This is a genomic window from Caulobacter sp. FG7 (assembly GCF_057808875.1).
This window is the reverse complement of sequence record NZ_JBMDIW010000017.1, coordinates 94,826-121,129: the sequence shown is the minus strand read 5'-3', so window position 1 is coordinate 121,129 and position 26,304 is coordinate 94,826. Positions and strand designations below refer to the sequence as shown.

Genomic DNA, 26,304 nt, shown 5'->3' with positions numbered 1-26,304 from the left:
GCCGTGAACGAGATCAATCCGCTTCTCTGGTTCGGCCTCACGCTCGGCGGCATCCTGCTGGTCGTGATCTGGGTTCTGCTGAGCCTGGCCTTCCTGCTGCTGGCCGACCGCAAGATCTGGGCCGGCGTCCAGATGCGCAAGGGCCCCAACGTCGTCGGCCCCTTCGGCCTGCTTCAGTCGTTCGCCGACTTTGGCAAGTTCGTGCTGAAGGAAATCGTCATCCCGGCCGGCGCCGACAAGGCCATCTTCCTGCTGGCCCCGCTGATCAGCCTGGTTCTGGGCTTCATCGGCTGGGCCGTGGTGCCGTTCGCGCCGGGCTGGGTCGTCTCCAACCTGAACGTCGGCATCCTCTACCTGCTGGCGATGAGCTCGCTGGGCGTCTACGGCATCATCATGGGCGGCTGGGCTTCGAACTCGAAGTACCCGTTCCTGGGCGCGCTGCGTTCGGCGGCGCAGATGGTGTCGTATGAAGTCTCGATCGGCCTGATCATCATCACGGTGATCCTGCTGGCCGGCTCGATGAACCTGTCGACGATCGTCGAGCACCAGTCGGGCTGGATCTGGAACTGGAACGTCTTCGGCGGCGGCCTCAAGAATATCGTCCTGCTGCCGGTCATGGTGATCGCCATGGGCATGTTCTACATCTCGGCCCTGGCCGAGACGAACCGCCCGCCGTTCGACCTTCCGGAAGCTGAATCCGAACTCGTGGCCGGCTACCAGGTCGAGTATTCCTCGACCCCGTACCTGCTGTTCATGGTCGCCGAATATTCGAACATCGTTCTGATGTGCGCCATGATCAGCGTGCTGTTCTTCGGCGGCTGGAACCCCGGCTTCCCGGTCGATTTCCTGCAGAGCTGGCCGACCTTCTGGGCCAACCTGTTCCTGGCCGTCGTGTTCTTCATGAAGATCTGCTTCTGGTTCTTCATGTTCGCCATGGCCAAGGCCATCGTGCCCCGCTACCGCTACGACCAACTGATGCGCCTGGGCTGGAAGGTTTTCCTGCCGATGTCGCTGGTCCTGGTCGTCCTGGTCGCGGCTTGGCGCGTCTTCTCGCCGGTGGCGGGATGAGGCGTCCGCTCGTCCTGGCCCTGACGGGGCTGGTCCTGATGTCGACGGGCGCCTGCGCGTCCGTCGCCGAGGACAGCTCCTATTCGCTGGGGCGAGGGATCGTGAACTACGACGAGTTGCGTCGGGCTGGCGACAAGTGCCAGGCCGAAGGCGGATCGTTGCAAGCCAAGATGGACGGGGGAGATCCCGCCCAGCTTTCGAACTACACCTGCGTCATTCCGAAGGTTAAGCGGCCATGATGAGTCGTATCACCCAAGCCGTCAAAGGCGTCGCCCTGCTGGACTTCGCGGGCGCCTTCGGCCTGGCCATGAAGTATCTGGTCGCGCCGAAGAAGACCGTGATCTATCCGAACGAGCGCGGCCCGCAGTCGCCTCGTTTCCGCGGCGAGCACGCCCTGCGTCGCTATCCCAACGGGGAAGAGCGCTGTATCGCCTGCAAGCTGTGCGAGGCCATCTGCCCGGCCCAGGCGATCACTATCGAGGCCGAACCGCGCGAGGACGGCAGCCGCCGCACGACCCGGTACGACATCGACATGGTCAAGTGCATCTACTGCGGCCTGTGCCAGGAGGCCTGCCCGGTGGACGCCATCGTCGAAGGCCCGAACATCGAGTTCGCGGTCGAGACGCGTGAAGAGCTCTACTACGACAAGGAAAAGCTGCTCGACAACGGTGACCGTTGGGAACGGCTGATCGCGAAGAATCTGGAGTTGGACGCTCCGTACCGCTAAACGGTCGGCGCGAATCCGAGTTGGCGGCGTGCGCTTCGCACGTCGCTGTTATTTGAACTTATCAGGGGAGCACCTGGGCCAATGGCCTTGCAGGCGATAGCTTTCTACTTGCTGGCGTTCGTGACCATTGCGGCGGGTCTTCTCGTCGTCTCGGCCAAGAATCCCGTGCACTCGGTGCTCTTCCTGATCACCGCCTTCTTCTCGGCCGCAGGCCTCTTCGTCCTCCTGGGCGCGGAGTTCCTCGCGATGCTGCTGATCGTCGTCTATGTAGGCGCGGTCGCGGTGCTGTTCCTCTTCGTCGTCATGATGCTCGACATCGACTTCGAAGCGCTTCGGGACGGCTTCGCCCAGTACCTGCCCATCGGCGGTCTGGTCGGCGGCGTCCTGACGATCGAGATGATCATGGTCGCCGTCAGCGTGGCCACCAACGGCGCGGCCGCCAAGAACGCCGCTCCGCTGGCGTCGCCGGGCGGTGTCAGCAACACCGAGGCCATCGGCCGGGTGCTCTACACCGACTACATCTTCTTCTTCCAGGCGGCGGGCCTGGTGCTGCTGGTCGCGATGATCGGCGCCATCGTCCTGACCCTGCGTCACAAGCCGGGCGTCAAGCGCCAGGACATCGGCAAGCAGGTCGCCCGCACGCCCAAGACCGGAATGGAACTCGTGCAGATCAAGCCGGGCGAGGGGATCAGCGAATGATCGGCCTTCCGCATTACCTCATCGTCGCCGCCATCCTGCTGACGATCGGCGTCTTCGGGATCTTCGTGAACCGCAAGAACATCATCGTCATCCTGATGTCGATCGAGCTGATCCTGCTGGCGGTGAACATCAACTTGGTCGCCTTCTCTGCCTACCTGCACAACGTGGTGGGCCAGATCTTCGCGATGTTCGTGCTGACCGTGGCGGCCGCCGAGGCCGCCGTCGGCCTCGCCATCCTGGTGACCTTCTTCCGGAACCGCGGCGACATCGCGGTCGACGACGCCAGCATGATGAAGGGCTGACCCAGTGCAATCGCTCGTCACCATTCTCGTCTTCGCCCCGCTGCTGGGCGCGATCATCGCCGGCCTGTTCGGCCGGCGGATCGGCAACGTCGCTTCGCAAGCCGTCACCACGGGCCTGCTGATCCTGGCCTGCGCGCTGTCGTGGGTCACGTTCAGCCAGTGGACCTGGGGTCACATGGAGGCCTTCACGGTCTCGCTGCTGCCCTTCATCCACGTGGGCGACTTCATCGCCAACTGGTCGATCCGCATCGACGCCCTGTCGGCGACCATGCTGATCGTGGTCACGACCGTCTCGGCGCTCGTGCACATCTATTCCTGGGGCTACATGGCCGAGGACGACAGCAAGCCGCGCTTCTTCGCGTACCTGTCGCTCTTCACCTTCGCCATGCTTTCGCTGGTCACCGCCGCCGACTTCATGCAGCTGTTCTTCGGCTGGGAAGGCGTGGGCCTGGCCTCGTACCTGCTGATCGGCTTCTGGTTCAAGAAGCCGTCGGCCAGCGCGGCCGCCATCAAGGCCTTCGTCGTCAACCGCGTCGGCGACTTCGGTTTCGCGCTCGGCATCATGACCGTCTACTGGGCGTTCGGCACGATCAACTTCGCCGAGCTGTTCCCGATGATCCAGGCGGGCGCCGCCCGCAGCTGGCAGTTCGCCGGCCACAGCTGGCCGCTGGTCGACATCGCCTGCTTCCTGCTGTTCATCGGCGCGATGGGCAAGTCGGCGCAGTTCTTCCTGCACACCTGGCTTCCTGACGCCATGGAAGGCCCGACCCCGGTGTCGGCCCTGATCCACGCGGCCACCATGGTGACCGCCGGCGTCTACATGCTGTGCCTGCTGTCGCCGATGTTCGAATACGCCCCCGTGGTCAAGAACATCGTCACGGTCGTCGGCGCGGTGACGGCCCTGTTCGCCGCCACGGTCGGCCTGACCCAGAACGACATCAAGCGCGTGATCGCCTACTCGACCTGTTCGCAGCTGGGCTACATGTTCTTCGCGGCCGGCGTGGGCGCCTACCAGGCGGCCATGTTCCACCTGTTTACGCACGCCTTCTTCAAGGCTCTGCTGTTCCTGGGCGCCGGTTCGGTGATCCACGGCATGCACCACGAGCAGGACATGCGCCGCTACGGCGCCCTGGCCAAGATGCTGCCGGTGACCTTCATCGCCATGACGATCGGCACGATCGCCATCACGGGCCTCGGCTTCCCGCCGCTGCACCTGGGCTTCGCCGGCTTCTACTCGAAGGACACCATCATCGAAGCCGCGTTCGCCGCTGGCGGCCACAACCAGATCGCCATGTTCGCGTGGGTGATCGGCGTGCTCGTCGCGGGCCTGACCTCGTTCTACTCGTGGCGCCTGGCCTTCTTCACCTTCAACGGCAAGGCCCGCTGGGGTCACGACGACCATGGCCATGACGCGCACGCCGCGCACGGCCACGACGATCACGCGCACGCCGCCCATGGTCATGACGACCACGCCCACGGCGCGCACGACGATCACGGGCATGACGACCATGGCCACGGCCACGATCACAAGCCGCACGAGAGCCCCTGGGTGATGCTGCTGCCGCTGGTCGTGCTGTCGATTGGCGCGGTCGCCGCCGGCTTCGTCTTCACCGGCTACTTCGTGGGTCACCACGAGGCCGAGTTCTGGCGCGGCGCGATCTACAACGCCCCGACCAACCACGTGCTGCACGACGCGCACAACGTGGCCGACTGGGTGAAGTGGAGCCCGCTGATCGCCTCGCTGCTCGGCCTGGCCATCGCCGTCTACGTCTACATCCTGAAGGGTGACGAGCGGCTGGGCCTCAAGCTCGCCGAGCGCAAGGGCCCGCTGTACGTGTTCTTCTACAACAAGTGGTTCTTCGACGAGCTGTACGACGCCACCTTCGTGCGCGCCGCCAAGTTCCTCGGCGACCTGTTCTGGAAGGGCGGGGACCAGAAGATCATTGATCGCCTGGGTCCCGACGGCGTCAGCGCCGTCTCCTACGCCGTCGGCCGCAAGACGGGCAAAGCCCAGACCGGCTACGTCTACCACTACGCTTTCGTCATGCTGCTCGGCGTCGCCGGCCTGCTGACGTTCGCCCTTTACGCATTCCGTTGAGGACGGATCGATGACTGGTCTGCTCAGCCTTACGACCTTCGCTCCGCTCGTCGGCGTGGCCCTGATCCTGGCGGCTCGCGCCGCCAAGGGCGCGGGCGCCGCCACCGACACCCTGGCCAAGTGGATCGCGCTCGCGACCACGCTGGTGACCTTCGCCCTGGCGCTGGTGCTGACGCTCCAGTTCGACGCCAAGAACCCGGGCTTCCAGTTCGTGGAAGACTTCGCCTGGTTCGCCGGCCTGCATTACCGCATGGGCATCGACGGCATCTCGGTGCTGCTGGTCCTGCTGACCGCCTTCCTGCTGCCGATCTGTATCGTGGCCAGCTGGAAGTCGGTCGAGAAGCGCGTCGTCGAGTACCTGATCGCCTTCCTGGTCCTCGAGACCCTGGTGATCGGCGTGTTCTGCGCGCTGGACCTGGTGCTGTTCTACCTCTTCTTCGAAGGGGGCCTGGTGCCGATGTTCCTGATCATCGGCATCTGGGGCGGCAAGCGCCGGATCTACGCGGCCTACAAGTTCTTCCTCTACACGCTGCTCGGCTCGGTGCTGATGCTGGCGGCCATCCTGGCCATGATCTCGATCGCCGGCACCTCGTCGATCCCGGAGCTCATGACCTACAAGTTCGCGCCGTGGCTCCAGACCTGGCTGTGGCTGGCCTTCTTCGCCTCGTTCGCAGTGAAGATGCCGATGTGGCCGGTGCACACCTGGCTGCCCGACGCTCACGTGGAAGCCCCGACGGCGGGTTCGGTCATCCTGGCCGGCATCCTGCTGAAGATGGGCGGCTACGGCTTCATGCGCTTCAGCATCCCGATGTTCCCGAACGCCTCGGAGATGTTCCAGCCGCTGGTGTTCGCGATGTCGGGCATCGCCATCGTCTACACCTCGCTGGTCGCCTTCCGTCAGACCGACATCAAGAAGCTGATCGCCTATTCGTCGGTCGCCCACATGGGCTTCGTGACCATGGGCATCTTCTCGGGCAACGCCGCGGGCGAGCAGGGCGCCCTGTTCCAGATGATCAGCCACGGCGTGATCTCGGGCGCGCTCTTCCTCTGCGTCGGCGTGGTCTACGACCGCATGCACACCCGCGAGATCGCCTTCTACGGCGGCCTGACCAACCGGATGCCGCACTACGCCTTCGTGTTCCTGCTGTTCACGATGGGCAATGTCGGCCTGCCGGGCACCTCGGGCTTCGTCGGCGAAATCCTGACGATGACCGGCGTCTACCAGGCCTCGACCTGGACGGCGATCGTGTCGGCCACCGGCGTGATCCTGTCGGCGATGTACGCCCTGACGCTGTATCGCCGCGTCATGTACGGCGAGATCGTCAACCCGGAACTGAAGACGATCACCGACCTCGACGCGCGCGAGATCCTGCTCTTCGTGCCGCTGATCATCATGACCCTGGTGCTCGGCATCTATCCTAATCTTGTGTTCAACCTGACCGCGTCGTCCGTCGACGGGCTCGTCGGCGCCTGGCGCGCCGCCGTGGGCGGGTGAGGGATCCCATGACGTTCTCCGCCAACATCTCCCTCGTCCTTCCGGAACTGGTCCTGGGCGTCTCGGCCCTGGTCCTGCTGGTCTGGGGCGCCTTCTCCAAGAAGACCACGCCGGTCTTCACGGGCGCTTCGGTCCTGGCGCTGCTGGCCGCCGCCGTCCTGGCGGCGATCGGTCCGCACGGCCACGCCTTCAACGGCGTCTACTCGGCTGACGCAGCGGCCAGCTACGCCAAGGTCGCGATCTTCCTGTTCAGCGCCGTGGCCGTCGTGCTCGGCGACCGCTGGCTCGCCGCCCGCGGCGACCAGAAGTTCGAATTCCCGGTCCTGGTCGTGCTGTCGGCCGTCGGCATGGGCGTCACCGCCTCGGCCGGCGACCTGATCAGCCTCTATATCGGCGTCGAGCTGCAGTCGCTGGCCCTGTACGTCCTGGCGGCCTTCCGCCGCGACGACGCCAAGGCCTCGGAAGCCGGCCTGAAGTATTTCGTGCTGGGCGCGCTGTCGTCGGGCATCCTGCTGTACGGCGCCTCGCTGATCTACGGCTTCGCCGGCTCGACCCGCTTCGCCGACATCGCCGCCGCCTCGCACGGCGCCCACGGCCTGGGCCTGCTGTTCGGCCTGATCTTCGTGATCTGCGGCCTGGCGTTCAAGGTTTCGGCCGCGCCGTTCCACATGTGGACGCCGGACGTCTACGAAGGCGCCCCGACCCCGGTCGTCGGCTTCTTCGCCGCCGCGCCGAAGCTGGCCGCCATGATGATGTTCGCCCGCGTGCTGGGCGACGCCTTCCCCGACGCCGTGTCGCAATGGCGCCAGGTGCTGATCATCGCGGCTCTGCTGTCGGTGTTCGTCGGCGCCTTCGCGGGCCTGGCCCAGACCAACCTCAAGCGCCTGTGGGCCTATTCCTCGATCGCCAACGTCGGTTACGCCCTGCTGGGCGTCGCCACCGGCGGCGAGATCGGCCTGCACTCGATGCTGGTCTTCATGGTGCTCTACATGGTGGACGTCACCGGCTTCTTCGCCTGCCTGCAGGCCCTGAGCCGCGACGGCAAGCCGATGGAGACCATCGAGGACATGGCCGGCCTGGTGAAGGAACGTCCCGGCATCGCCTTGGCCATGACCGCGTTCTCGCTGTCGGCGCTGGGCCTGCCGCCGTTCTCGGGCTTCTGGGCCAAGTTCTACGTCTTCAAGGCCGCCATGGGCTCGGGCGACGTGCCGCTGCAGTGGGCCGCCGTCCTGGGTCTGGTCGGCAGCGTCGTGGCCGCGTTCTACTACCTGCGCCTGATCAAGGCGATGTGGTTCGACGCCCCGGCCGGCTCGGTGGACAAGCCGCAACCGACCGCTCGCGCGATCGGCTTCGCCGCGGCCCTGTTCTCGTTCCCGATCGTGCTGGCCGCCCTGGTCTGGCTCGACCCCGCCGCCAAGGCGGCGGCGGCCGCCTTCGGCCACCTCTGACGTGACGGGCGGCCCCCCGTTCGACAACGGGGCGGGCAAGGGGCCGCCCGTCGTCGTTCTCGACGAGATCGACTCGACCAACGCCGAGGTCCGCCGCCGCGCAGAAGCGGGGCGGACCGAGCCCGTCTGGATTGTCGGCCTGCGGCAGACCGCGGGCCGAGGCCGCCGGGGCCGCGCCTGGGAAACCGGCGACGGCAACCTGGCCGCCACGCTTCTGCTGACCCTCGACAAGCCGCCCGCCGAAGCCGCCCAGGTTTCGTTCGTCGCCGCCCTGGCGGTGGCCGACCTGCTGGCCGCCTATGTTCCCGAGCGCCTGGTCAGCCTGAAATGGCCCAACGACCCGATGGTCGGCGGCCTCAAGATCAGCGGCATCCTCATCGAATCCGGCAAGTCGCCGGACGGTGGCCTGTGGCTGGCCGTGGGCGTCGGGGTGAACCTGGCCCGCAAGCCCATCGACAGCGAACGCCCGACCACGGCCCTGCCGACCTGGCGCGCCGAGCCGCCGCCGTCGCCGGTCGAGGCGATCGGGGTGTTGGCGGCGTCGTTCGACCGTTGGCTTGACGTCTGGCTGCGCCTGGGCTTCCCCGCCATCGCCGACGCCTGGACCACCAAGGCCCACGGCCTGGGCGAGCCGTGCGTCGCCCGCCTGGGAAGCGAGACGGTCGAGGGCATCGCCGAGGGCCTCGATGGCGACGGGGCCTTGCGCCTGCGCCTGGCTGACGGCCAACTGCGCCGGATCACCGCCGGCGACGTCTTCTTCGGAGCTTCGTGATGCTGCTGGCCATCGAACAGGGCAACACCAACACCATGTTCGCCATCCACGACGGCCAGTCGTGGATCGCCCAGTGGCGGGCCGCCACCGAAAGCACCCGCACCGCCGACGAGTACGTCGTGTGGCTGTCGCAGCTGATGTCGATGCAGGGCCTGGGCTTCCGCTCGCTGGACGCCTGCATCATCTCCAGCGTCGTGCCTCAGTCGCTGTTCAACCTGCGCAACCTGTCGCGCCGGTACCTGAACGTCGAGCCGCTGGTGATCGGCGAGAACGCCCGGCTGGGCGTCGACATCCGCATCGACAAGCCGTCCGAGGCCGGCGCCGACCGCCTAGTCAACGCCGTGGGCGCCAGCATGGTCTACAAGGGCCCGTTGATCGTCATCGACAGCGGCACCGCCACCACCTTCGACGTCGTGGCCGCCGACGGCGCCTTCGAGGGCGGCATCATCGCCCCCGGCATCAACCTTTCCATGCAGGCATTGCACGAAGCGGCCGCCAAGCTGCCCCGCATCGCCATCCAGCGTCCCGGCAAGATCGTGGGCACCGACACGGTCGGCGCCATGCAGTCGGGCGTGTTCTGGGGCTACATCTCACTCATCGAAGGGCTCGTCTCGCGCATCAAGGAAGAGCGCGGCGAGAACCTGACCGTGGTCGCCACCGGCGGCGTCGCCTCGCTGTTCGAGGGCGCCACCGACAGCATCGACCACTTCGACCCCGATCTGACCATCCGTGGTCTCCTCGAAATTCACCGCCGCAATACCCATCTAGGGACCGAATGAAAAAGCAAACCAACGACGAGCTCGTCTTCCTGCCGCTGGGCGGGTCGAACGAGATCGGCATGAACTTCAACCTGTACGGCTTTGGGCCAGCCGACGACCGCAAGTGGATCGTCGTCGACCTCGGCGTCACCTTCGGCGACCAGACGACGCCGGGCGTCGAGATCATCCTGCCCGACCCCGAATATATCGTCCCCTATGCCGACGACATCCTCGGCATCGTCCTGACCCACGCGCACGAAGACCACCTGGGCGCCGTCGCCTGGCTGTGGCCGCAGCTGAAGGCGCCGGTCTACGCCACGCCCTTCACCGCCTTCCTGCTGCGCGAGAAGCTGCGTGACGCCAACCTGCTGGACGAGGTCGAGATCATCGAGGTGCCGCTGAGCGGCAGCTTCGACCTTGGCCCGTTCCACCTGGAAATGGTCACCCTGACCCACTCGATCCCCGAGCCGAACGGCCTGGCGATCAAGACCCCGCTGGGCACCATCCTGCACACCGGCGACTGGAAGATCGATCCCGATCCCCAGCTGGGCGCGGCCACCGACGTCGACGCCCTGCGCCGCCTGGGCGACGAGGGCGTGCTGGCCATGGTCTGCGACAGCACCAACGTCTTCGTCGAGGGCGAGTCCGGCTCGGAAGCCGACGTCCGCGTCGAGATGAACAAGCTGATCGCCGGCCTCACCGGCAAGATCGCCGTGGCCTGCTTCGCCTCGAACGTGGCGCGCATGGACACCGTGATCCGCGCCGCCCAGGCCGCAGGCCGCAAGGTGTGCCTCGCCGGCCGCTCGATGCACCGCATGGCCGCCGCCGCCCGTTCTGTGGGCCTTCTCGACGGCCTTGAACCGTTCGTCACCGACGATCAGGCCAAGCACATGCCCGAGAACGAGATCCTCTATCTCTGCACCGGCAGCCAGGGCGAGGCGAGGGCGGCCCTGGCTCGCATCGCCGAGGGCAACCACCCGCACGTCAAGCTTTCGCAGGGCGACCACGTGGTGTTCAGTTCGCGGGTGATCCCGGGCAACGAGATCCCGATCCGCAACCTGCAGAACAAGCTGGCCGACCGCGGCGTGCGCCTGCACACCGAACGCGACACCCCCGGCATCCACGTCTCGGGCCACCCGTGCCGCGACGAGCTGAAGCAGATGTACCAGTGGGCCCGCCCGCAGATCGCCGTGCCGACCCACGGCGAGCGCCGCCACCTGCTCGAGCACGCCGCCTTCGCCAAGGACCTGCAGGTCCCGCACGCCGTTTCGCCCCGTAACGGCGACATGGTGCGCCTGGCCCCCGGCCATCCGGAGATCATCGACGAGGTGCCGGCCGGCCGTCTGTACGTCGACGGCGGCGTCGTGACGCCCGAGAACGGCGAGGCCCTGCGCGAGCGTCGCCACGCGGCGTTCAACGGCGTGCTGGCCGTGTCGATCGTGCTGGACGGCCGCAACAAGATCGTCTCGGGCCCGCAGGTCCGCGGTCTCGGCCTGGCCGGCGACGAGGAATATCCCCTCGACGAGGCGCTGGACGACCTGGCCGAAGAGGCCGAAGAGGCCTTCAAGCGCCTGTCGGGCGACGATCGCGAGATCGACGAGACGATCGAGAACGCCATCTCGCGCGCGGTGAAGAAGGCCGCTTTCCGCATCTGGGAACGCAAGCCGGTCGTCGAGACGACCGTCCTGCGGCTCTGACGCCCGCATGAGCATCGACGACCAGGTCCCTACCGAGCCCCCCGAGCCGCCGCCTGCGCGGCGCGAGGGGATCTTCGGCCAGGGCCCGGCCGTGATCTGGTTCGAGGCCTGGCCGGTCCTGGTGACCCTGGGCCTGATCTGGATCGTCTTCGCCGCCCAGCTGGCCAGTGCGCCGCTGGGGCTGGAGGAGCGGATGCTCAGCTACGGCGCCTTTCACCCCGGCAATTTCCGGGACGGTCTCTGGTGGACGCCGCTGACCTCGATGTTCCTGCATGCGGGCTGGCTGCACGTGGTCATGAACTCGGCGGCCCTGGTCGCCCTGGGGCCGGGCATCGCCCAGCGCCTGGGACGCGACGCGTTCGGCGGCCTGCTGTTCGGCGGTCTCTATGTCGGCTGCGGCCTGGCCGGCGTGGCGCTGGCCGGGCTGCTGATGCCCGACGCCTGGCTGCTGGGGGCGTCCGGCGCCATCTGCGGCCTGTGGGGCGCGGGCGCGCGCCTGGTCGGGCCGGGCAGGGACGAGCTTCATCCGATCCTGTCCAAGGCCGTGGGCCGGTCGGCCCTGTCCTTCGGCGTGATGAACCTGATCGTCGTGGTCGCCGCCGGCGCCTACGGCCTAGCCAGCCAGCAGGGCCTGATCCTCGTTTCCTGGCAGGCGCATCTGGGCGGCTTCGTGCTGGGCCTGCTGCTGATCGGCGTGCTGCCGGCGCGCTTCCACTGGCTCAAGGGCCTTCGCGGCGCTTGACTGCCGTGACCGGAGGCGCGGTTAGTTGGGCTCCAACTCCGCACCAGCCCGGGACAGGAACCATGATCGGCAGGCTCAATCACATCGGCGTCGCCACGCCCTCCATCGACGAGTCGGTGAAGATGTACCGCGAGCTGCTGGGCGCCACCTCGGTGACCGAGAAGTGGGCCATGCCCGAGCAGGGCGTCTGGGTCTGCTTCGTCAACCTGCCCAACAGCCAGATCGAGCTGATCGAGCCCTATGGCGAGAAATCCCCGATCCACGCCTTCCTGGCCAAGAACCCCAAGGGCGGCCAGCATCACGTCTGCTTCGAGGTCGAGAACATCTACGAGGCCCGCGACGCTCTGGTCGCCAAGGGCGCGACCGTGCTAGGCGAGCCCAGGATCGGCGCCCATGGAACGCTGATCATCTTCGTTCACCCCAAGGACATGGGCGGCATGCTCGTGGAATTGATGGAAAGCCCCAAGGACGCGCATCACTGATGGGACCGATCACCAGCGTCGCGATCTTCCTGACCATCTGGTGGACGGTGCTGTTCGCCGTGCTGCCTCTGGGCGTTCGCAGCTATCACGAAATGGGGATCGAGCCGCCGGCGGGGGCCGATCCCGGCGCGCCGGTGAACCCGAACCTGAAGCGCAAGTTCTTCACCACCACCTGGATCACGGCGGTGCTGTTCTTGATTCTGTGGCTGGTGGTGAAGTTCCAGCTGGTGAGCCTGCCGGACCTGCCTTCGACCTACTGAAAACTTTTGCAGCCGGAGGCTGGGCGCCCAAGACATGGGCGACCTGCGATCTCCTGCCCGTCAAACGCCCATGTCTTGGGCGAAACGCGCTGAGCTTGTACGCCATCGGCAATCGCATGCCCCAACAGTCGTTCGACGGTCGTACATTGTCATGACGAGGCCGGGTTCGGCCTTGCTCTGTGGCGTCTTCCCCGACGATGAACTTGAACGGCCGCGCGATTGAACCGCGCGGCCTTCTTTTCGTTTAGCTTGGCCAGAAGGCGTCGGGCGAAGGAGAGGGCGGGCTCATGGCCCAACTCTTTCGACAGTCAGGCGCCCTCGACACTCAAAACGTCATCTTTTCGCCGCGCGCGTTGCCAAGCTGAACGGCGAGCGGCTATCTCAACGCCTCGAATACTCCCGGAGACGTCTCGTCCATGCGCCTGTCGCGCTACTTCCTGCCCGTCCTGAAAGAAGCTCCCTCCGACGCCCAAATCGTGTCGCATCAGCTGATGCTGCGCGCGGGCATGATCCGCCAGGAGGCCGCCGGCATCTATGCCTGGCTGCCACTGGGCCTGCGGGTGCTCAACAAGGTGGAGCAGATCGTCCGTGAGGAAATGGATCGCGCCGGCGCCGTCGAGCTCCTGATGCCGACCCTGCAACTGGCCGACCTGTGGCGCGAGTCGGGCCGCTATGACGCCTACGGCCCGGAGATGCTGCGCATCACCGACCGTCACGAGCGCGAGCTGCTGTACGGGCCCACCAACGAGGAGATGGTCACCGAGATCTTCCGCGCCTCGGTGCGGAGCTACAAGGACCTGCCCAAGAACCTCTACCATGTGCAGTGGAAGTTCCGCGACGAGCGCCGTCCGCGCTTTGGCGTAATGCGCGGCCGCGAGTTCCTGATGAAGGACGCCTACAGCTTCGACCTCGACGCCGAGGGCGCGCGCAAGTCGTACAACCGCATGTTCGTGGCCTATCTGAACCTCTATGCCCGCATGGGCCTGAAGGCCGTGCCGATGCGCGCCGACACCGGCCCGATCGGCGGCGACCTGTCCCACGAGTTCATCGTGCTGGCCGAAACGGGCGAAAGCGCCGTGTTCTGCCACAAGGACCTGGTCGAGATGGATCCGCCCGGCGCCGACGTCGACTGGTACGGCGACCTGCAGCCGCTGGTCGACCAGCGCACGGCCCTCTACGCCGCCACCGAGGAAATGCACGACGAGGCCGCCTTCGACGCGATCCCCGAGGGCGATCGCCTTTCGGCCCGCGGCATCGAGGTCGGCCACATCTTCTCGTTCGGCACGAAGTATTCCGAGCCGATGAAGGCCTACGTCATGGGCCCGGACGGCAAGGAAACGCCGGCCCAGATGGGCAGCTACGGCGTCGGCGTCTCGCGCCTGCTGGGCGCGATCATCGAGGCCAGCCATGACGAGGGCGGCATCATCTGGCCCGAAAGCGTCGCGCCGTTCCACGTCGGCATCGTCAACATGCGCCAGGGCGACGCGGCTTGCGACGCGGCCTGCGACAGCGCCTACAAGGCCCTGCAGGCCGCCGGCGTCGACGTGCTCTATGACGACACCGACGCTCGCGGCGGCGCCAAGTTCGCCACCATGGACCTGATCGGCCTGCCTTGGCAGCTGATCGTCGGGCCCAAGGGCGTGGCCGAAGGCGTGGTCGAGCTGAAGAACCGCAAGACCGGCGAGCGCGTCTCCGAGCCGCTCGACGCCGTTCTGGCCCGCCTGACCGGCAAGGCCGCCTGATGGCGTTCGGCGCGGGGCCTTTCGGGATCTGGGAACGGACGGTCGCCTGGCGTTACCTGCGCACCAAGCGCAAGAACGGCGGCGTCGCCCTGATCTCGGTGATCTCGTTCAGCGCGGTGATGCTGGCGGTGTTCGCCCTCATCACCGTGATGAGCGTCATGAACGGCTTCCGCGCCGAGTTGCTCGGCCGGTTGCTGGGTTTCAACGGCCACATCTACGCCCAGGGGCCGCTGGTCAACGGCCCTGACCGCGAGGGCGTGATCGCCCGCATCAAGGCCAGCCCCGGCGTGGTCCAGGCCGCGCCGCTGGTCGAGGCCCAGGCCATGGTGATCGGTCCCAACCAGGTGACCGGCGCCATCGTGCGGGGGGTGAACCCCGCCGACCTGCGCGGCATGACCCTGATCTCCAAGAACATCAAGCAGGGCTCGCTCGACGGCTTCGGCGAGGGCGAGTACGGCGGCGACATGGTGCTGATCGGCGATCGCATGGCCCGCAACCTGGGCCTTTCGGTCGGCGATCCGATCACCCTGATCTCCCCCTCCGGTCCCGCCACGGCCTTCGGGACCTCGACGCGCGAGAAGGACTATGTGGTCGGCGGCGTCTTCAGTGTCGGCATGAGCCAGTTCGACGAGAGCTACGTGATGATGCCGCTGGCCCAGGCGCAGCTGTTCTTCGGGCGCGATACGGCCATCGACTATGTCGAGGTCAAGCTGACCGATCCCGACGACGCCAAGCAGGCCAAGGCCGCCATCGAGCAGGCCGTCGGCCCCGGCGCCTTCATCACCGACTGGATGGATAAGAACAGCAGCTATTTCAATGCGCTGCAGGTCGAGCGTAAGGTCATGCGCCTGATCCTGTTCTTCATCGTCGCCATCGCCACCCTGAACATCATCTCCGGCCTCGTCATGCTGGTGAAGAACAAGGGCCGCGACATCGCCATCCTGCGCACCATGGGCGCCAGCCAGTCGTCTATCCTGCGCATCTTCATCATGGCCGGCGCCTCGATCGGCTTGGCCGGCACCCTGACGGGGCTGCTGCTGGGCGTCTTGTTCTGCGCCAACATCTCGGCGATCCAGAACTTCGTCGAATGGGCCACAGGCACGGCGGTGTTCAGCGCCGACATCTATTTCCTGGCCCACATCCCGGCCAAGATCGACTGGGTCGAGGTGGGCGGCGTGGTCTCGATCTCCACCCTGATGAGCGTGCTGGCGACCCTGCCGCCGGCGCTGCGGGCCTCGCGCCTCGATCCCGTTGAGGCCCTTCGCTATGAGTAGTCCGGTCCTGTCTCTGCGCGGCGTCGAGCGCACCTACGTCACCGAGGCCGGCAAGCTGACCGTGCTGCGCGGCGCGGATCTCGACGTCTATCCGGGCGAGGTCGTGGGCCTGATCGGCCCGTCGGGCTCGGGCAAGTCGTCGCTGCTGCACGCCGCGGGCCTGCTGGAGCGCCCCGACGCCGGCATCATCGCCGTCGACGGCAAGGACTGCTCCAAGCTCTCCGAGCGCCAGCGCACCAAGGTGCGGCTGTCGACCGTGGGCTTCGTCTATCAGTTCCACCACCTGCTGCCGGAGTTCACCGCGGCCGAGAACGTGGAGCTGCCGCAGATGATCGCCGGCCGTCGCCGGGCCGAGGCGCGCGAGCGCGCGGTCGGCCTGCTGGGGCAACTGGGTCTCTCGGCCCGCGTCGATCACCAGCCCGGCCAGATGTCGGGCGGCGAGCAGCAGCGCGTGGCCATTGCCCGCGCCCTGGCCAATTCGCCGAAACTCCTGCTGGCCGACGAGCCGACGGGCAATCTCGATCCGGCGACCTCGGCCGCCACCTTCCAGGCGCTGTATGACCTGGCGCGCGGGCAGGGTGTCGCCGCCCTGATCGCCACCCACAACATGGAACTGGCCCGCTACATGGACCGGGTCTTCGCCCTGCGCGACGGCCACCTGGAGCCCCAGACGTTCTAGGTTTCCTGTTCCGGCGAGGTTGGCGTTTCAAGTCAACAGTCGCCTCCCTCGCCCTTGTGGCGAGGGCCCATGCCGGCGACCGCTCAGACCTTGGCCGTCCTCCGAAGGTCTGAGACGTTGAGCCATGGATCCTGGGCACGAGGCCCAGGAAGACGAACGTTTACACCGCAACAAGCGGTGGAAGAGCGCCAGTCCTCGAATGGCGATCCGGTCTAGAGCAGCGCCTGCCGCATCGCCGCGAAGAACCCGGCCTGGTCGATCTTCTTGATGACCCGGGCGTTGGGCTCGCGGCGCTTGAGGGCCGGGTCGGCGATCTCGATGTCGGGCAGGATCGAGTGCGAGACGCTGAGATAGCCGCGGGTCAACTCGCCCATGGTCTCCACGTCGATAACGCAGCGCTCGGCTTCCAGCACCAGGGCCTCGTCGAGCATGGCCGCGCAGGTCAGGGCGTCGGGGTGCAGGCTGCCGTCCAGGCCCTCGGTGTCGCGGGCGAAGGCCAGCGAGGCCTCGTTGACCTTGGTGAAGAACTTGGCGCGCGGCGTGCCCAGGGCGTCCAGCTCGTTCAGTTGCGCCGTTGTCAGCAGGCCATCGCGCAGGGTTTCGGTCCACGTGACCACGTGCAGGTCGAAGCCGGCGTTGACGACGATCTTGGCCGCCTCGGGGTCGACATAGAAGTTGTATTCGGCCGCCGGCGTGACGTTGCCCACGCCGTTGTCGGTGCCGCCCATCACCCACAGGGCCTTGGCCGCCTTCGCAATCGCCGGCTCGCGCAGCACGGCCAGGGCGATGTTGGTCAGCGGCGCCTGGGCCAGCAGGGTGATCTCGCCGGGCGCCGCCATCACCCGTCGCACGATCTCGTCTGCCGCATGGCCGGGGGAGGGGCGCTGGACGGTCTTGGGAAAGCCCGCGTCGCTCATGCCGTCCTCGCCGAACACGTAGGCGGCGTCCAGCGGGCTGCGGCTGAACGGCTTGCCCGCGCCCAGATAGACAGGAACCCCGGCCGCCTCGCAGGCTTCCAGCGTCACCAGGGCGTTCTCTGCGTGCTGCGTAAAGCCGACATTGCCGTGGCTGATGGTGATGGCCTCGACGCTGACCCCTGGGCGGCGCAGGGCGAGCATCAGGGAGAAGACGTCGTCTCCGGCGGTGTCGGTGTCGATGATCAGGCGCATGGCGGGCTTCTGCCGCGTTCCGGGCGGGAAGGCCAGAGCCGCCCGGTTGATCCGCGGCGATCGGCCCCGCGCGACAAAAAAGCTCGCAACTTGCCTGTGGACTATTGTGGCGGGAACGAAAGGGGAATATAGAACAAAAAGGCAACTAGCCAACGAGCTGTGGAGGGATGTTATGGTCCGGATCGCGCGTGAGTCTTTGGCGCTTGTATCTGTCGCCGGCTTCGTCTGGATGATGTGTTCGGTCGCCCAGTTGGTGACCTGAGTCGAATAGCAGTGAGGGTCTGGTCATGTCGGGTGTGGAAGGTCAGGGTTTCGTCCACCTCCGCGTCCGGTCTGCCTATTCGCTGCTGGAAGGGGCCATCAAGGCCGACAAGATCCCGGGCATGGCCGCCGCCGGCGGCATGCCCGCCGCGGGGATCACCGACCGGGCCAACCTGTTCGGGGCTCTGGAGTTCTCCGTCTACTCCAAGGACAACGGCGTCCAGCCGATCATCGGCTGCGCCCTGCCGGTCAAGGGCATCGGCGCCAAGCCGTCCGAGCGCTGGTCGCGCGAGCCCACCATCACCCTGCTGGTGCAGAACGAGCGGGGCTATCTGAACCTGTCGGAACTGTCGTCGCTCGCCTATCTGGAAAGCGGCGAACTGGCCGAGCCGGTCGTGCCGTGGGCCAAGGTGGTCGAATACTCCGAAGGACTGATCCTGCTGTCGGGCGGAACCGACGGCCCGGTCGACAACCTGTTCGCGGCCGGCAAGACGGCCGAGGGCAATGCGGCCCTGGTCGAGATGCAGAAGGTGTTCGGCGACCGCTTCTATGTCGAGCTCCAGCGCCACGGCCTGCCGCAGCAGGCGGCCGCCGAGCCCGGCCTGGTGGATTGGGCCTACGACCACGACGCACCGCTGGTGGCGACCAACGATTGCTATTACGCCAAGCCCAATCTCTATGACGCCCACGATGCGCTGCTGTGTATCGCCGACGGTTCGTTCGTCGGCCAGGACGAGCGTCGCCGGGTGACGCCCGAGCACTGGTTCAAGCCGGCCGAGGACATGCGCAAGCTGTTCGCCGACCTGCCGGAAGCCTGCGACAACACCCTCGACATCGCCCGCCGCTGCGCCTTCATGGTCAAGAAGCGCGACCCCATCCTGCCCAGCTTCCCCACCGGCGACGGCCGCAACGAAGCCGAGGAACTGGCGCACCAGGCGCGCGAAGGGCTGCGCATGCGCCTCGAGGGCCTGACCCTGGCGATGGAAGAGCACGTCTACTGGGAGCGGCTCGACTTCGAACTCGGCATCATCGTCAAGATGGGCTTCCCCGGCTACTTCCTGATCGTTTCCGACTTCATCAAGTGGGGCAAGGATCACGGCATCCCGGTCGGTCCGGGACGGGGCTCGGGCGCCGGCTCGCTGGTCGCCTGGGTGCTGACCATCACCGATCTCGACCCGCTGCGCTTTGGCCTGCTGTTCGAGCGTTTCCTCAATCCCGAGCGGGTCTCCATGCCCGACTTCGACGTCGACTTCTGCCAGGAGCGACGCGAAGAGGTCATCGCCTACGTGCAGGACAAGTACGGCCGCGACCGCGTGGCCCAGATCATCACCTTCGGTTCGCTGCAGGCCCGCGCCGTATTGCGCGACGTCGGCCGGGTCATGCAGCTGCCGCTGGGCCTGGTCGATCGTCTGTGCAAGATGGTGCCCAACAATCCGGCCGCGCCGGTGACCCTGGCCCAGGCCATCGACATCGAGCCGCGCCTGAAGCAGGCCAAGAACGAGGACGCCAACGTCTCCAACTGCCTGGACGTGGCCCTGCAGCTGGAAGGCCTGTTCCGCAACGCCTCGACCCACGCTGCCGGCGTGGTGATCGGCGACCGGCCGCTGACCCAGCTGACGCCGCTCTACAAGGATCCGCGCTCGGACTTCCCGGCCACCCAGTTCAACATGAAGTGGGTCGAGAGCGCGGGCCTGGTGAAGTTCGACTTCCTGGGTCTGAAGACGCTGACGGTGCTCGACCGCGCGGTGAAGCACCTGCGCAAGCGCGGCATGGAGGTGGATCTTGGCCGCCTGCCGTTCGACGACGCCAAGAGCTACGAACTGCTCGCCTCGGGCCAGACGGTCGGCGTGTTCCAGCTGGAAAGCCAGGGCATGCGCGACACCCTGCGCAAGATGCGCTGCGGCTCGATCGAGGAGATCACCGCACTGATCTCGCTCTATCGCCCGGGCCCGATGGACAACATCGACACCTTCGTCGACTGCAAGTTCGGCCGAAAGCCCGTCGACACCCTGCACCCGTCGCTGGAAGGCGTGCTTCGCGAGACCTACGGGGTCATCGTGTACCAGGAGCAGGTGATGCAGATCGCCCAGATCCTGGCCGGCTACAGCCTGGGCGAGGCCGACCTGCTGCGTCGCGCCATGGGTAAGAAGAAGAAGGAGGAGATGGATCTCCAGAAGATCCGTTTCGTCTCCGGGGCCAAGGAAAAGGGCGTGCCCGAGGATCAGTCGGGCTCGATCTTCGAACTGGTGGCCAAGTTCGCCGGCTACGGCTTCAACAAGAGCCACGCGGCCGCCTATGCCCTGATCGCCTACCAGACGGCTTGGCTGAAGGCCAACACGCCGGTCGAGTTCCTCGCCGCGTCGATGAGCCTGGATATCTCCAACACCGACAAGCTGGCGGTCTTCCACCAGGACGCCCGCCGCTTCAGCATCACGGTGCGGGCCCCGGACGTGAACCGCTCGGGCGCCGACTTCGAGGTCGAGAACGGCGAGGTGCTCTACGCGCTGGGCGCGGTGCGCAACGTCGGCCTGGAAGCCATGAAGCACCTCGTCGCCGTTCGCGAGGAGGGCGGGCCGTTCCGTGACATCTTCGACTTCGTCGAGCGGGTGGATCCCAAGCAGGTCAACAAGCGCGCCATCGAAAACCTGGCGCGGGCAGGGGCCTTCGACTCCTTCAACAAGAACCGCGCCCAGGTGTTCGCCAACGCCGACGTGCTGATCGCCCACGGCCAGAGCGTCGCGGCCGACCGCCAGGGCGGCCAGCACGCGCTGTTCGGCGGCGACGCGGCAGCCAGCCGCCCGCGTTTGAAGAAGGTTGAGCCCTGGACGCAGGTCGACCTGCTGGACGAGGAACTGTCGGCCGTCGGCTTCTACCTGACCGGCCACCCGCTGGAGGACATGGTCGGCATGTTGCGCCGCCGGCGCACCGTGATGCTGACCGAGGCCATGGCCCAGGCCGAGGCGGGAGCCGAAGCCCTGCGCATGTGCGGCATCGTCCGTCGCCGCCAGGAGCGCGCCTCGCAGAGCGGCGAGCGCTTCGCCTTCGTGTCGCTGTCGGACCCGTCCGGCGAGTACGAGGTGCTGTTCCCGCCGGAATCGCTGCGCAAGTGCCGCGACGTGCTCGAGCCTGGCAAGGGCGTGGTCATCAAGGTCCGCTCCAAGGCCCGTGACGGCGAGGTGCGCTTCTTCGGCGACGACGCCGAGCCGATCGAGAAGGCCATCGAGAACGTGGTGGCCGGCCTGCGCGTGCACCTGTCGCCGGCGGCCACCGAGATCGAGGCCCTCAAGCGCCGCATCGAGCCGGCCATGACCCAGAAGGGCGGCGAGATCAGTTTCGTTGCGGCCCTGGGCGGCGGGCGCGAGATCGAGCTTAAGCTGCCGGGACGCTATACGCTCGACGCCTCGCTGCGCGGCGCGCTGAAGACGGCGCCGGGCGTGGCGCTGCTGGAAGATATCTAGAAGCCGCGGCGGGAGGCGACGGCCGAAGCCGCTCGACGCCTTGACTGGACCGGGATTGGAGTAGCCACGCCGCTGAGGGCCAGGGCCAGGGCCAGGGCCCAAGTCATGGGCGTGGGCCTGGGTTGAAGCCGGGCGCCGCGTTCGCAGCTTTTGGCGCGGACTTCAGTGCGACGCGGCTCGTTGGTCGAGCAGCGACATTGGGCCACGACGGCGACCCGCGGTGCGGCGCAGGCCATTTCAGGAGCGCATGGCGGCGTGGCGCTCATGCGCGCGTTGAACCATCGAAGGGCGCCGGGGCAGGACGCCGGCGGTACTGGGAGGAAGCCATGAGCAAGCACACCGGCGGCTGCCAATGCGGCAGGGTCCGTTTCGAGGTCGAGGCCGACCTGTCCCAGACCATCACCTGCAACTGTTCGCGATGTGGCAAGCTGGGGTCGGTCCTGGCCTTCGCGCCGATCGACGACTTCACCCTGTTGTCCGGCGAGGACGCCCTGACCGAGTACCGGTTCAACACCGGCAAGATCCAGCATCTGTTCTGCGCTGATTGCGGCATCGAATCCTTCGCTCGGGGCGAGGCTCCCAACGGCGCCAAGATGGCGGCGATCAATGTTCGCTGCATCGACGGCGTCGACGTCTTCGGGCTCGAGCCGCAGCAGGTCGACGGAAAGTCGTTCTGAGTACGAGGGGGCGGGGCGCCCGCCGCGCGCCTTGAAGGATAGGCCGGCAAGGTCGTTCGCGGGAACTGCGCCGGCTGCGTCGGCCGGGGCTGGGATCGATGCATAGTCCCAGTTCTCGCGCGCAGCCGATGGCGAGGTGGCGGAAAACGAAGCCGGCGTGGCCCGCGGCAAGCGGGCGCGGGGAGACGCTGTTGCTAAACGGCGGCGCTTCCGGGGAGATCGGTTGGACACCTGGGCTAGACCACCTTCAGTAACCAGACTCCCTTCGACAATTCGGGCTGTTCCTCACCGAGCTTCCCCCCACGTTGCCGGGGACCAGGCCAGGCTCCCAGGAGAGGCCCGGCTGGGCACGATCTCCAGGCTCCACCTAGGTTCTGGCCGTTCGCGTGAGGAACGGATCTTTGCGAGGCGTCTCGAGTGAATGCCGCTCCGCCCTAGCGCGCCGTGAACCTCACCAGGGCCGGGATCGCCGGGACGCCGGCTTCGGAGGCGAAGTTGCGATGGCCCGCGCTGTTGAAGCCGACCTCGTAGCCGCGCCCGGCGTGCACCGTGCACAGCAGGGTGAAACTGCGGCGGTCGGCCGACTGCGTGGGGGTGGGTGCGCAGTCTGGATAGGTGGCGGGGTCGCGGACGATGAACGACCAGCCGGCCTGCATCGGCTGGTCGAAGGTGACGGTCAGGGCGAGGTGGCCGGCCGGCACGACGGCGCCGGGTGCGGGCGAGACCGCCACGACGCGCGGCGAAGAGGGCCGGACGCCAGGCGCGGCCGGCGTACCAGCGGCCGTGGTCGGGGCAGGATGATGGACGACGGCGAGGGCGGCGAAGGCGCCGATCGTGGCGGCGAGCGCGATCATGGTCGTGGCTCCGGCGAGGACGGGCCAGGCGGCCCGCGGGTTGAAGTCGCGCCGTCCCTCCTGGACCTGCCCGGCGAGCGGGGCGACCCCGATTTTCCCGTCCCGATTTTCCTGGGGCGCGGTTGGCAGGGCCTGGGCCGGCGCTTCGGCGGCCACGATGCGCGCCAGTTGACGGCTGCTGCCGACGCCGGTCTTGCGTCTTGCCTCGCGTAGCCGCTCGTTGACCGAGCCTTCGCTTACCCCAAGTTCGGCCGCCGCGGTCTTGGCCGTGTGGCCGTGGGCCAGCAGCAGGAGGGCGCGGCGTTCGGGGGCGGACAGGCGCGAGAGATCAGGCATCGGAATCCGGGGCGCGTTGAGGTAGGCGCTTGCGGATTGAACTCAATCCTGCCGGCTGCGGCTAGGCAATGGGCGTGGGAAGCTTTGAGGACGGCGTGCTATCCGCTCGAACCTTGTACGCGCGCCGTTGCGACAGGTCGTTGCATCGCCATCCCGGTCCGGGGCCCAGGGGTTTCAATGAGACTCAAGTCCTGGGCGGGGACCTGGCGTCGCGGATGGTCATCAAGGCACGGGGCGTGCGCGCGGCCGCGAATGTTCGGGAAGAACGGCCCGCCGGGCCGGTGAGCGTCGGGAAAGGCTTGCATTCTCCGCGTTTCGCGACTATCTGCGCGCCATTCCACACGTGGACGTTCGGCTGCGCCGGGGAGACATCCCGTCGTCGCCGTTCCGGTCCCGCCTCCAGAATGGTCTGGAGCGGGGGTGTCCACGGAGGTTCAACCGGAAAAAGGATAAAGGCCCGATGGCTCTTCCCGAATTCTCCATGCGTCAGCTCCTGGAAGCCGGCGCCCACTTCGGTCACCAGACGCACCGCTGGAACCCGAAGATGGACCGCTACATCTTCGGTTCGCGCTCGAACATCCACATCATCGACCTGTCGCAGACCATCCCGCTGCTGCACCAGGCGCTGGTGAAGGTCCGTGAAGTCGCCGCCGCCGGCGGCCGCGTGCTGTTCGTCGGCACCAAGCGCCAGGCTTCGGATCCGGTCGCCACGGCCGCCAAGCGCTGCGCCCAGTATTACGTCAACCACCGCTGGCTCGGCGGCACCCTGACCAACTGGCGCACCGTCTCGGGCTCGATCGCTCGTCTGCGCGAACTCGAAGGCATCATGGGCGGCGAAGGCGCCGGCCGTTCCAAGAAGGAACTGCTGCAGCTGACCCGCGAGCGCGACAAGCTGGAACTGTCGCTGGGCGGCATCAAGGACATGGGCGGCATCCCCGACATCATGTTCGTGATCGACACCAACAAGGAAGCGATCGCGATCCTCGAAGCCCGCAAGCTGAACATCCCGGTCGTCGCCATCCTCGACACCAACTGCGATCCGGACGGCATCACCTATCCGATCCCGGGTAACGACGACGCCGCCCGCGCCCTGCAGTTGTATTGCGACCTGATCGCCGACGCCGTCCTCGACGGCCTGGCCGCCGGTCAAGCCGCCTCGGGCGTCGACCTGGGCGCTTCGGTCGCTCCGATCGAGCCGGCCCTGGCCCGCGAACTGACCCCGGAAGCCGCCGCTCCCGAAGTCGCCGCCGAGGAAGTCGCCGCTCCGGCCGCCGACGAATCGGCCGCCGGCTGATTTCTCTTCGACCGCCGGCTCTCCCCTTGGGAGCGCCGGCGGTCGTCGCGCTACCGACACGCGACCGGGCTATCAAGCCCGGTCGCTAAACGTTTGAATCTGGAGATTTTCCATGGCTGAGATCACGGCTGCGCTGGTCAAGGAACTGCGCGAAAAGTCCGGCGTCGGCATGATGGACTGCAAGAAGGCCCTGGCCGAGAACAACGGCGACATCGAGGCCTCCATCGACTGGCTGCGCGCCAAGGGCCTGTCCAAGGCCGCCAAGAAGGCCGATCGCGCCGCCGCCGAAGGCCTGGTGGCCATCGCCGTGTCGGAAAGCGGCGCGGGTGAAACCGCCACCGCCGTCGAAGTGAACGCCGAAACCGACTTCGTGTCGCGCAACGACCTGTTCCAGGTCGCCGCTCGTCAGATCGCCGGCGCCGCCCTGGGCACCGACGGTTCGATCGACGCCATCACCAGCGCCAAGCTGGCCGGCGGCGAGACCGTGCAGGACCACCTGACCAACCTGATCGCCACGATCGGCGAGAACATGATGGTCCGTCGCGCCGCCAAGCACAGCGTCGAGAACGGCGTCGTCGCCTCGTACGTCCACAACGCCACCGCGCCGGACCTCGGCCGCATCGGCGTGCTGGTCGCCCTCGAGTCGACCGCTGGCGACAAGGCCGCCCTGCGCGAGCTGGGCCGCAAGATCGCCATGCACGTGGCCGCGACCGCTCCGCTGTCGCTGTCGCCTGAGGATCTGGACCCGGCCGCCATCGAGCGTGAAAAGGCCGTGTTCACCGAGCAGGCTCTGGAGTCGGGCAAGCCGGCTTCGGTCATCGAGAAGATGATCGAAGGCCGCATCCGCAAGTTCCTGGAAGAAGTCGTGCTGCTGAAGCAAGCCTTCGTCATGAACCCGGATCAGACCGTCGAGCAGTTGGTCGCCGAATCCGGCAAGACCCTCGGCGCGCCGATCACCGTGAAGGGCTTCACCCGTCTCGCCCTGGGCGAAGGCGTGGAAAAGAAGCAGGACGACTTCGCCGCCGAAGTCGCCTCGATGACCGGTCAGGCCTAAGGCCGATCAAGACAATGAAGGCGGCGGGCCCTGGGTTCGCCGCTTTCAAGGTCGATAAAGGAAGGGCGCGGCGCGGATCGAACGCGCGCCGCGCCCTTTTTTTGCGCTTGTACGGCGTCACGCCGCCACGGCGCAAAACCGATCCCACTTTTGTGTAACGCGCACTATGGTGCGTGCCGACGACTCAGGAAGAGCCCGGTTCATGTCTGATCCCACCCCCGCCAAGCCGTATCGTCGCCTTCTGCTCAAGGTTTCCGGCGAAGTGCTAATGGGCGACACGCCCTATGGGATCGACACCAACACCGTCCAATCCGTCGCCCAGGACATCGCCGAGATCGTCAAGTCGGGCGTCGAGCTGTGCCTGGTGATCGGCGGCGGCAACATCTTCCGCGGCATGGCCGGCGCGGCCAAGGGCATGGAGCGCTCCAGCGCCGACTACATGGGCATGCTGGCCACCGTGATGAACGCCTTGGCCATGCAGGACGCTCTCGAGCGCATCGGCGTCGAGACGCGCGTGCAGTCGGCCATTCCGATGGCCACCGTCTGCGAGCCCTACATTCGCCGCCGCGCCCAGCGCCACCTCGAGAAGGGCCGCGTGGTGATCTTCGCCGCCGGCACCGGCAACCCGTTCTTCACCACCGACACCGCCGCCGCCCTGCGCGCCGCCGAAATGCAGTGCGACGCCCTGTTCAAGGGCACCAGCGTCGACGGCGTCTACACCGCCGATCCCAAGAAGGATCCGACCGCCCAGCGCTACGACCGCCTGAGCTATATGGACGTGCTGGCCAAGGACCTGCGCGTCATGGACGCCTCGGCGGTCGCGCTGATGCGCGACAGCAACATCCCGATCGTGGTGTTCTCGATCAAGGGGCGGGGCAACCTGCTCAGCGTGCTGCGTGGCGAAGGCACGCACACCGTCGTCGCGAACGCCTGATTTCATAAAGCGAAGAGAGCCCAC

The 26,304-nt window shown here is 67.1% G+C and carries 25 protein-coding genes; 23 read left to right on the top strand and 2 right to left on the bottom strand.

Annotation, left to right across the window (positions count from 1 at the left end; all coding sequences use genetic code 11):
- The first annotated feature begins 3 nt into the window (after positions 1-3).
- From nuoH to ACODR1_RS15455, 17 genes are all read left to right on the top strand, one after another.
- On the top strand, positions 4-1,068 hold the full coding sequence (nuoH, locus tag ACODR1_RS15535; protein WP_488881250.1) for an NADH-quinone oxidoreductase subunit NuoH: 1,065 nt from the start codon (positions 4-6) through the stop codon (positions 1,066-1,068).
- Entirely contained in the window at positions 1,065-1,307 is a 243-nt protein-coding gene (locus ACODR1_RS15530; RefSeq protein ID WP_488881249.1) for a hypothetical protein, read from the top strand. Before nuoH ends, ACODR1_RS15530 begins: the two co-directional genes overlap by 4 nt.
- Positions 1,304-1,795, top strand: a complete 492-nt coding sequence (nuoI, locus tag ACODR1_RS15525; RefSeq protein WP_058346359.1) for an NADH-quinone oxidoreductase subunit NuoI — start codon at positions 1,304-1,306, stop codon at positions 1,793-1,795. Before ACODR1_RS15530 ends, nuoI begins: the two co-directional genes overlap by 4 nt.
- Before the next feature lie 81 nt (positions 1,796-1,876).
- On the top strand, positions 1,877-2,494 hold the full coding sequence (locus ACODR1_RS15520; protein ID WP_101719842.1) for an NADH-quinone oxidoreductase subunit J: 618 nt from the start codon (positions 1,877-1,879) through the stop codon (positions 2,492-2,494).
- Positions 2,491-2,796 (top strand): NADH-quinone oxidoreductase subunit NuoK, encoded by a 306-nt coding sequence (nuoK, locus tag ACODR1_RS15515; RefSeq protein WP_101719841.1) that lies wholly within the window; start codon positions 2,491-2,493, stop codon positions 2,794-2,796. Before ACODR1_RS15520 ends, nuoK begins: the two co-directional genes overlap by 4 nt.
- Positions 2,797-2,800: 4 nt before the next feature.
- Positions 2,801-4,894, top strand: coding sequence for an NADH-quinone oxidoreductase subunit L (gene nuoL, locus ACODR1_RS15510; RefSeq protein ID WP_488881248.1), 2,094 nt, complete (start codon positions 2,801-2,803; stop codon positions 4,892-4,894).
- A 10-nt stretch (positions 4,895-4,904) separates the two neighbouring features.
- The gene (locus ACODR1_RS15505) at positions 4,905-6,389 is read left to right on the top strand and encodes an NADH-quinone oxidoreductase subunit M (RefSeq protein ID WP_116489560.1); all 1,485 of its coding nucleotides are present in this window, start codon (positions 4,905-4,907) and stop codon (positions 6,387-6,389) included.
- Positions 6,390-6,397: 8 nt separating this feature from the next.
- Positions 6,398-7,837, top strand: coding sequence for an NADH-quinone oxidoreductase subunit NuoN (nuoN, locus tag ACODR1_RS15500; RefSeq protein ID WP_488881247.1), 1,440 nt, complete (start codon positions 6,398-6,400; stop codon positions 7,835-7,837).
- A gap of 1 nt (position 7,838) precedes the next feature.
- A complete protein-coding gene (locus tag ACODR1_RS15495) occupies positions 7,839-8,609 on the top strand; it encodes a biotin--[acetyl-CoA-carboxylase] ligase (protein WP_488881246.1) in 771 nt (256 codons plus the stop codon).
- Complete coding sequence (locus ACODR1_RS15490; protein ID WP_488881245.1) at positions 8,606-9,388, top strand: type III pantothenate kinase; 783 nt, start codon at positions 8,606-8,608, stop codon at positions 9,386-9,388. The genes ACODR1_RS15495 and ACODR1_RS15490 overlap by 4 nt, the downstream gene beginning before the upstream one ends.
- Positions 9,385-11,064: a ribonuclease J gene (locus ACODR1_RS15485; RefSeq protein ID WP_488881244.1), complete on the top strand. Its 1,680-nt coding sequence runs from the start codon at positions 9,385-9,387 to the stop codon at positions 11,062-11,064. Before ACODR1_RS15490 ends, ACODR1_RS15485 begins: the two co-directional genes overlap by 4 nt.
- 7 nt (positions 11,065-11,071) lie before the next feature.
- Positions 11,072-11,806, top strand: a complete 735-nt coding sequence (locus tag ACODR1_RS15480) for a rhomboid family intramembrane serine protease (RefSeq protein ID WP_488881243.1) — start codon at positions 11,072-11,074, stop codon at positions 11,804-11,806.
- Between the two features lie 62 nt (positions 11,807-11,868).
- Positions 11,869-12,288: a methylmalonyl-CoA epimerase gene (mce, locus tag ACODR1_RS15475; RefSeq protein ID WP_101719833.1), complete on the top strand. Its 420-nt coding sequence runs from the start codon at positions 11,869-11,871 to the stop codon at positions 12,286-12,288.
- Positions 12,288-12,548 (top strand): DUF1467 family protein, encoded by a 261-nt coding sequence (locus ACODR1_RS15470; RefSeq protein ID WP_488881242.1) that lies wholly within the window; start codon positions 12,288-12,290, stop codon positions 12,546-12,548. The genes mce and ACODR1_RS15470 overlap by 1 nt, the downstream gene beginning before the upstream one ends.
- A gap of 416 nt (positions 12,549-12,964) precedes the next feature.
- Positions 12,965-14,290 carry a proline--tRNA ligase gene (proS, locus tag ACODR1_RS15465; RefSeq protein WP_101719831.1) on the top strand — a complete coding sequence of 442 codons (1,326 nt, stop codon included), beginning with the start codon at positions 12,965-12,967 and terminating at the stop codon, positions 14,288-14,290.
- Complete coding sequence (locus ACODR1_RS15460; RefSeq protein WP_488881241.1) at positions 14,290-15,564, top strand: lipoprotein-releasing ABC transporter permease subunit; 1,275 nt, start codon at positions 14,290-14,292, stop codon at positions 15,562-15,564. The genes proS and ACODR1_RS15460 overlap by 1 nt, the downstream gene beginning before the upstream one ends.
- Positions 15,557-16,243 (top strand): ABC transporter ATP-binding protein, encoded by a 687-nt coding sequence (locus tag ACODR1_RS15455; RefSeq protein WP_488881240.1) that lies wholly within the window; start codon positions 15,557-15,559, stop codon positions 16,241-16,243. The genes ACODR1_RS15460 and ACODR1_RS15455 overlap by 8 nt, the downstream gene beginning before the upstream one ends.
- Before the next feature lie 212 nt (positions 16,244-16,455).
- Here ACODR1_RS15455 and ACODR1_RS15450 read toward each other — a convergent pair whose 3' ends face one another.
- Positions 16,456-17,412, bottom strand: a complete 957-nt coding sequence (locus ACODR1_RS15450; RefSeq protein ID WP_488881239.1) for a nucleoside hydrolase — start codon at positions 17,410-17,412, stop codon at positions 16,456-16,458.
- Between ACODR1_RS15450 and sidA the strand changes: the two genes are divergently transcribed.
- The 3 genes from sidA to ACODR1_RS15435 all read left to right on the top strand — a co-directional run bounded on the left by sidA (position 17,315) and on the right by ACODR1_RS15435 (position 21,808).
- Positions 17,315-17,674 (top strand): cell division inhibitor SidA, encoded by a 360-nt coding sequence (gene sidA, locus ACODR1_RS15445; protein ID WP_488881238.1) that lies wholly within the window; start codon positions 17,315-17,317, stop codon positions 17,672-17,674. The genes ACODR1_RS15450 and sidA overlap by 98 nt on opposite strands.
- A 25-nt stretch (positions 17,675-17,699) precedes the next feature.
- Complete coding sequence (dnaE, locus tag ACODR1_RS15440; RefSeq protein WP_488881237.1) at positions 17,700-21,131, top strand: DNA polymerase III subunit alpha; 3,432 nt, start codon at positions 17,700-17,702, stop codon at positions 21,129-21,131.
- A 326-nt stretch (positions 21,132-21,457) separates the two neighbouring features.
- Positions 21,458-21,808: a GFA family protein gene (locus ACODR1_RS15435; protein WP_116489572.1), complete on the top strand. Its 351-nt coding sequence runs from the start codon at positions 21,458-21,460 to the stop codon at positions 21,806-21,808.
- A gap of 434 nt (positions 21,809-22,242) precedes the next feature.
- Here ACODR1_RS15435 and ACODR1_RS15430 read toward each other — a convergent pair whose 3' ends face one another.
- A complete protein-coding gene (locus ACODR1_RS15430) occupies positions 22,243-22,998 on the bottom strand; it encodes a sigma factor-like helix-turn-helix DNA-binding protein (protein ID WP_488881236.1) in 756 nt (251 codons plus the stop codon).
- 460 nt (positions 22,999-23,458) lie between these two features.
- Here ACODR1_RS15430 and rpsB point away from each other — a divergent pair, with 460 nt between their 5' ends.
- From rpsB to pyrH, 3 genes are all read left to right on the top strand, one after another.
- A complete protein-coding gene (gene rpsB, locus ACODR1_RS15425; protein WP_488881235.1) occupies positions 23,459-24,292 on the top strand; it encodes a 30S ribosomal protein S2 in 834 nt (277 codons plus the stop codon).
- Between the two features lie 112 nt (positions 24,293-24,404).
- The gene (gene tsf / locus ACODR1_RS15420) at positions 24,405-25,346 is read left to right on the top strand and encodes a translation elongation factor Ts (RefSeq protein WP_488881234.1); all 942 of its coding nucleotides are present in this window, start codon (positions 24,405-24,407) and stop codon (positions 25,344-25,346) included.
- 202 nt (positions 25,347-25,548) lie between these two features.
- A complete protein-coding gene (gene pyrH / locus ACODR1_RS15415) occupies positions 25,549-26,280 on the top strand; it encodes a UMP kinase (protein WP_488881233.1) in 732 nt (243 codons plus the stop codon).
- Positions 26,281-26,304 lie beyond the last annotated feature (24 nt).

Coding starts and splice junctions, on each gene's coding strand:
- nuoN (WP_488881247.1), top strand. CDS start 6,398: ATGACGTTCTCCGCCAACATCTCCCTCGTCCTTCCGGAACTGGTCCTG.
- rpsB (WP_488881235.1), top strand. CDS start 23,459: ATGGCTCTTCCCGAATTCTCCATGCGTCAGCTCCTGGAAGCCGGCGCC.
- nuoK (WP_101719841.1), top strand. CDS start 2,491: ATGATCGGCCTTCCGCATTACCTCATCGTCGCCGCCATCCTGCTGACG.
- sidA (WP_488881238.1), top strand. CDS start 17,315: ATGGTGATGGCCTCGACGCTGACCCCTGGGCGGCGCAGGGCGAGCATC.
- ACODR1_RS15530 (WP_488881249.1), top strand. CDS start 1,065: ATGAGGCGTCCGCTCGTCCTGGCCCTGACGGGGCTGGTCCTGATGTCG.
- ACODR1_RS15470 (WP_488881242.1), top strand. CDS start 12,288: ATGGGACCGATCACCAGCGTCGCGATCTTCCTGACCATCTGGTGGACG.
- ACODR1_RS15455 (WP_488881240.1), top strand. CDS start 15,557: ATGAGTAGTCCGGTCCTGTCTCTGCGCGGCGTCGAGCGCACCTACGTC.
- pyrH (WP_488881233.1), top strand. CDS start 25,549: ATGTCTGATCCCACCCCCGCCAAGCCGTATCGTCGCCTTCTGCTCAAG.
- ACODR1_RS15435 (WP_116489572.1), top strand. CDS start 21,458: ATGAGCAAGCACACCGGCGGCTGCCAATGCGGCAGGGTCCGTTTCGAG.
- mce (WP_101719833.1), top strand. CDS start 11,869: ATGATCGGCAGGCTCAATCACATCGGCGTCGCCACGCCCTCCATCGAC.
- ACODR1_RS15430 (WP_488881236.1), bottom strand. CDS start 22,998: ATGCCTGATCTCTCGCGCCTGTCCGCCCCCGAACGCCGCGCCCTCCTG.
- dnaE (WP_488881237.1), top strand. CDS start 17,700: ATGTCGGGTGTGGAAGGTCAGGGTTTCGTCCACCTCCGCGTCCGGTCT.
- tsf (WP_488881234.1), top strand. CDS start 24,405: ATGGCTGAGATCACGGCTGCGCTGGTCAAGGAACTGCGCGAAAAGTCC.
- ACODR1_RS15505 (WP_116489560.1), top strand. CDS start 4,905: ATGACTGGTCTGCTCAGCCTTACGACCTTCGCTCCGCTCGTCGGCGTG.
- ACODR1_RS15460 (WP_488881241.1), top strand. CDS start 14,290: ATGGCGTTCGGCGCGGGGCCTTTCGGGATCTGGGAACGGACGGTCGCC.
- ACODR1_RS15480 (WP_488881243.1), top strand. CDS start 11,072: ATGAGCATCGACGACCAGGTCCCTACCGAGCCCCCCGAGCCGCCGCCT.
- proS (WP_101719831.1), top strand. CDS start 12,965: ATGCGCCTGTCGCGCTACTTCCTGCCCGTCCTGAAAGAAGCTCCCTCC.
- ACODR1_RS15450 (WP_488881239.1), bottom strand. CDS start 17,412: ATGCGCCTGATCATCGACACCGACACCGCCGGAGACGACGTCTTCTCC.
- ACODR1_RS15485 (WP_488881244.1), top strand. CDS start 9,385: ATGAAAAAGCAAACCAACGACGAGCTCGTCTTCCTGCCGCTGGGCGGG.
- nuoI (WP_058346359.1), top strand. CDS start 1,304: ATGATGAGTCGTATCACCCAAGCCGTCAAAGGCGTCGCCCTGCTGGAC.
- ACODR1_RS15520 (WP_101719842.1), top strand. CDS start 1,877: ATGGCCTTGCAGGCGATAGCTTTCTACTTGCTGGCGTTCGTGACCATT.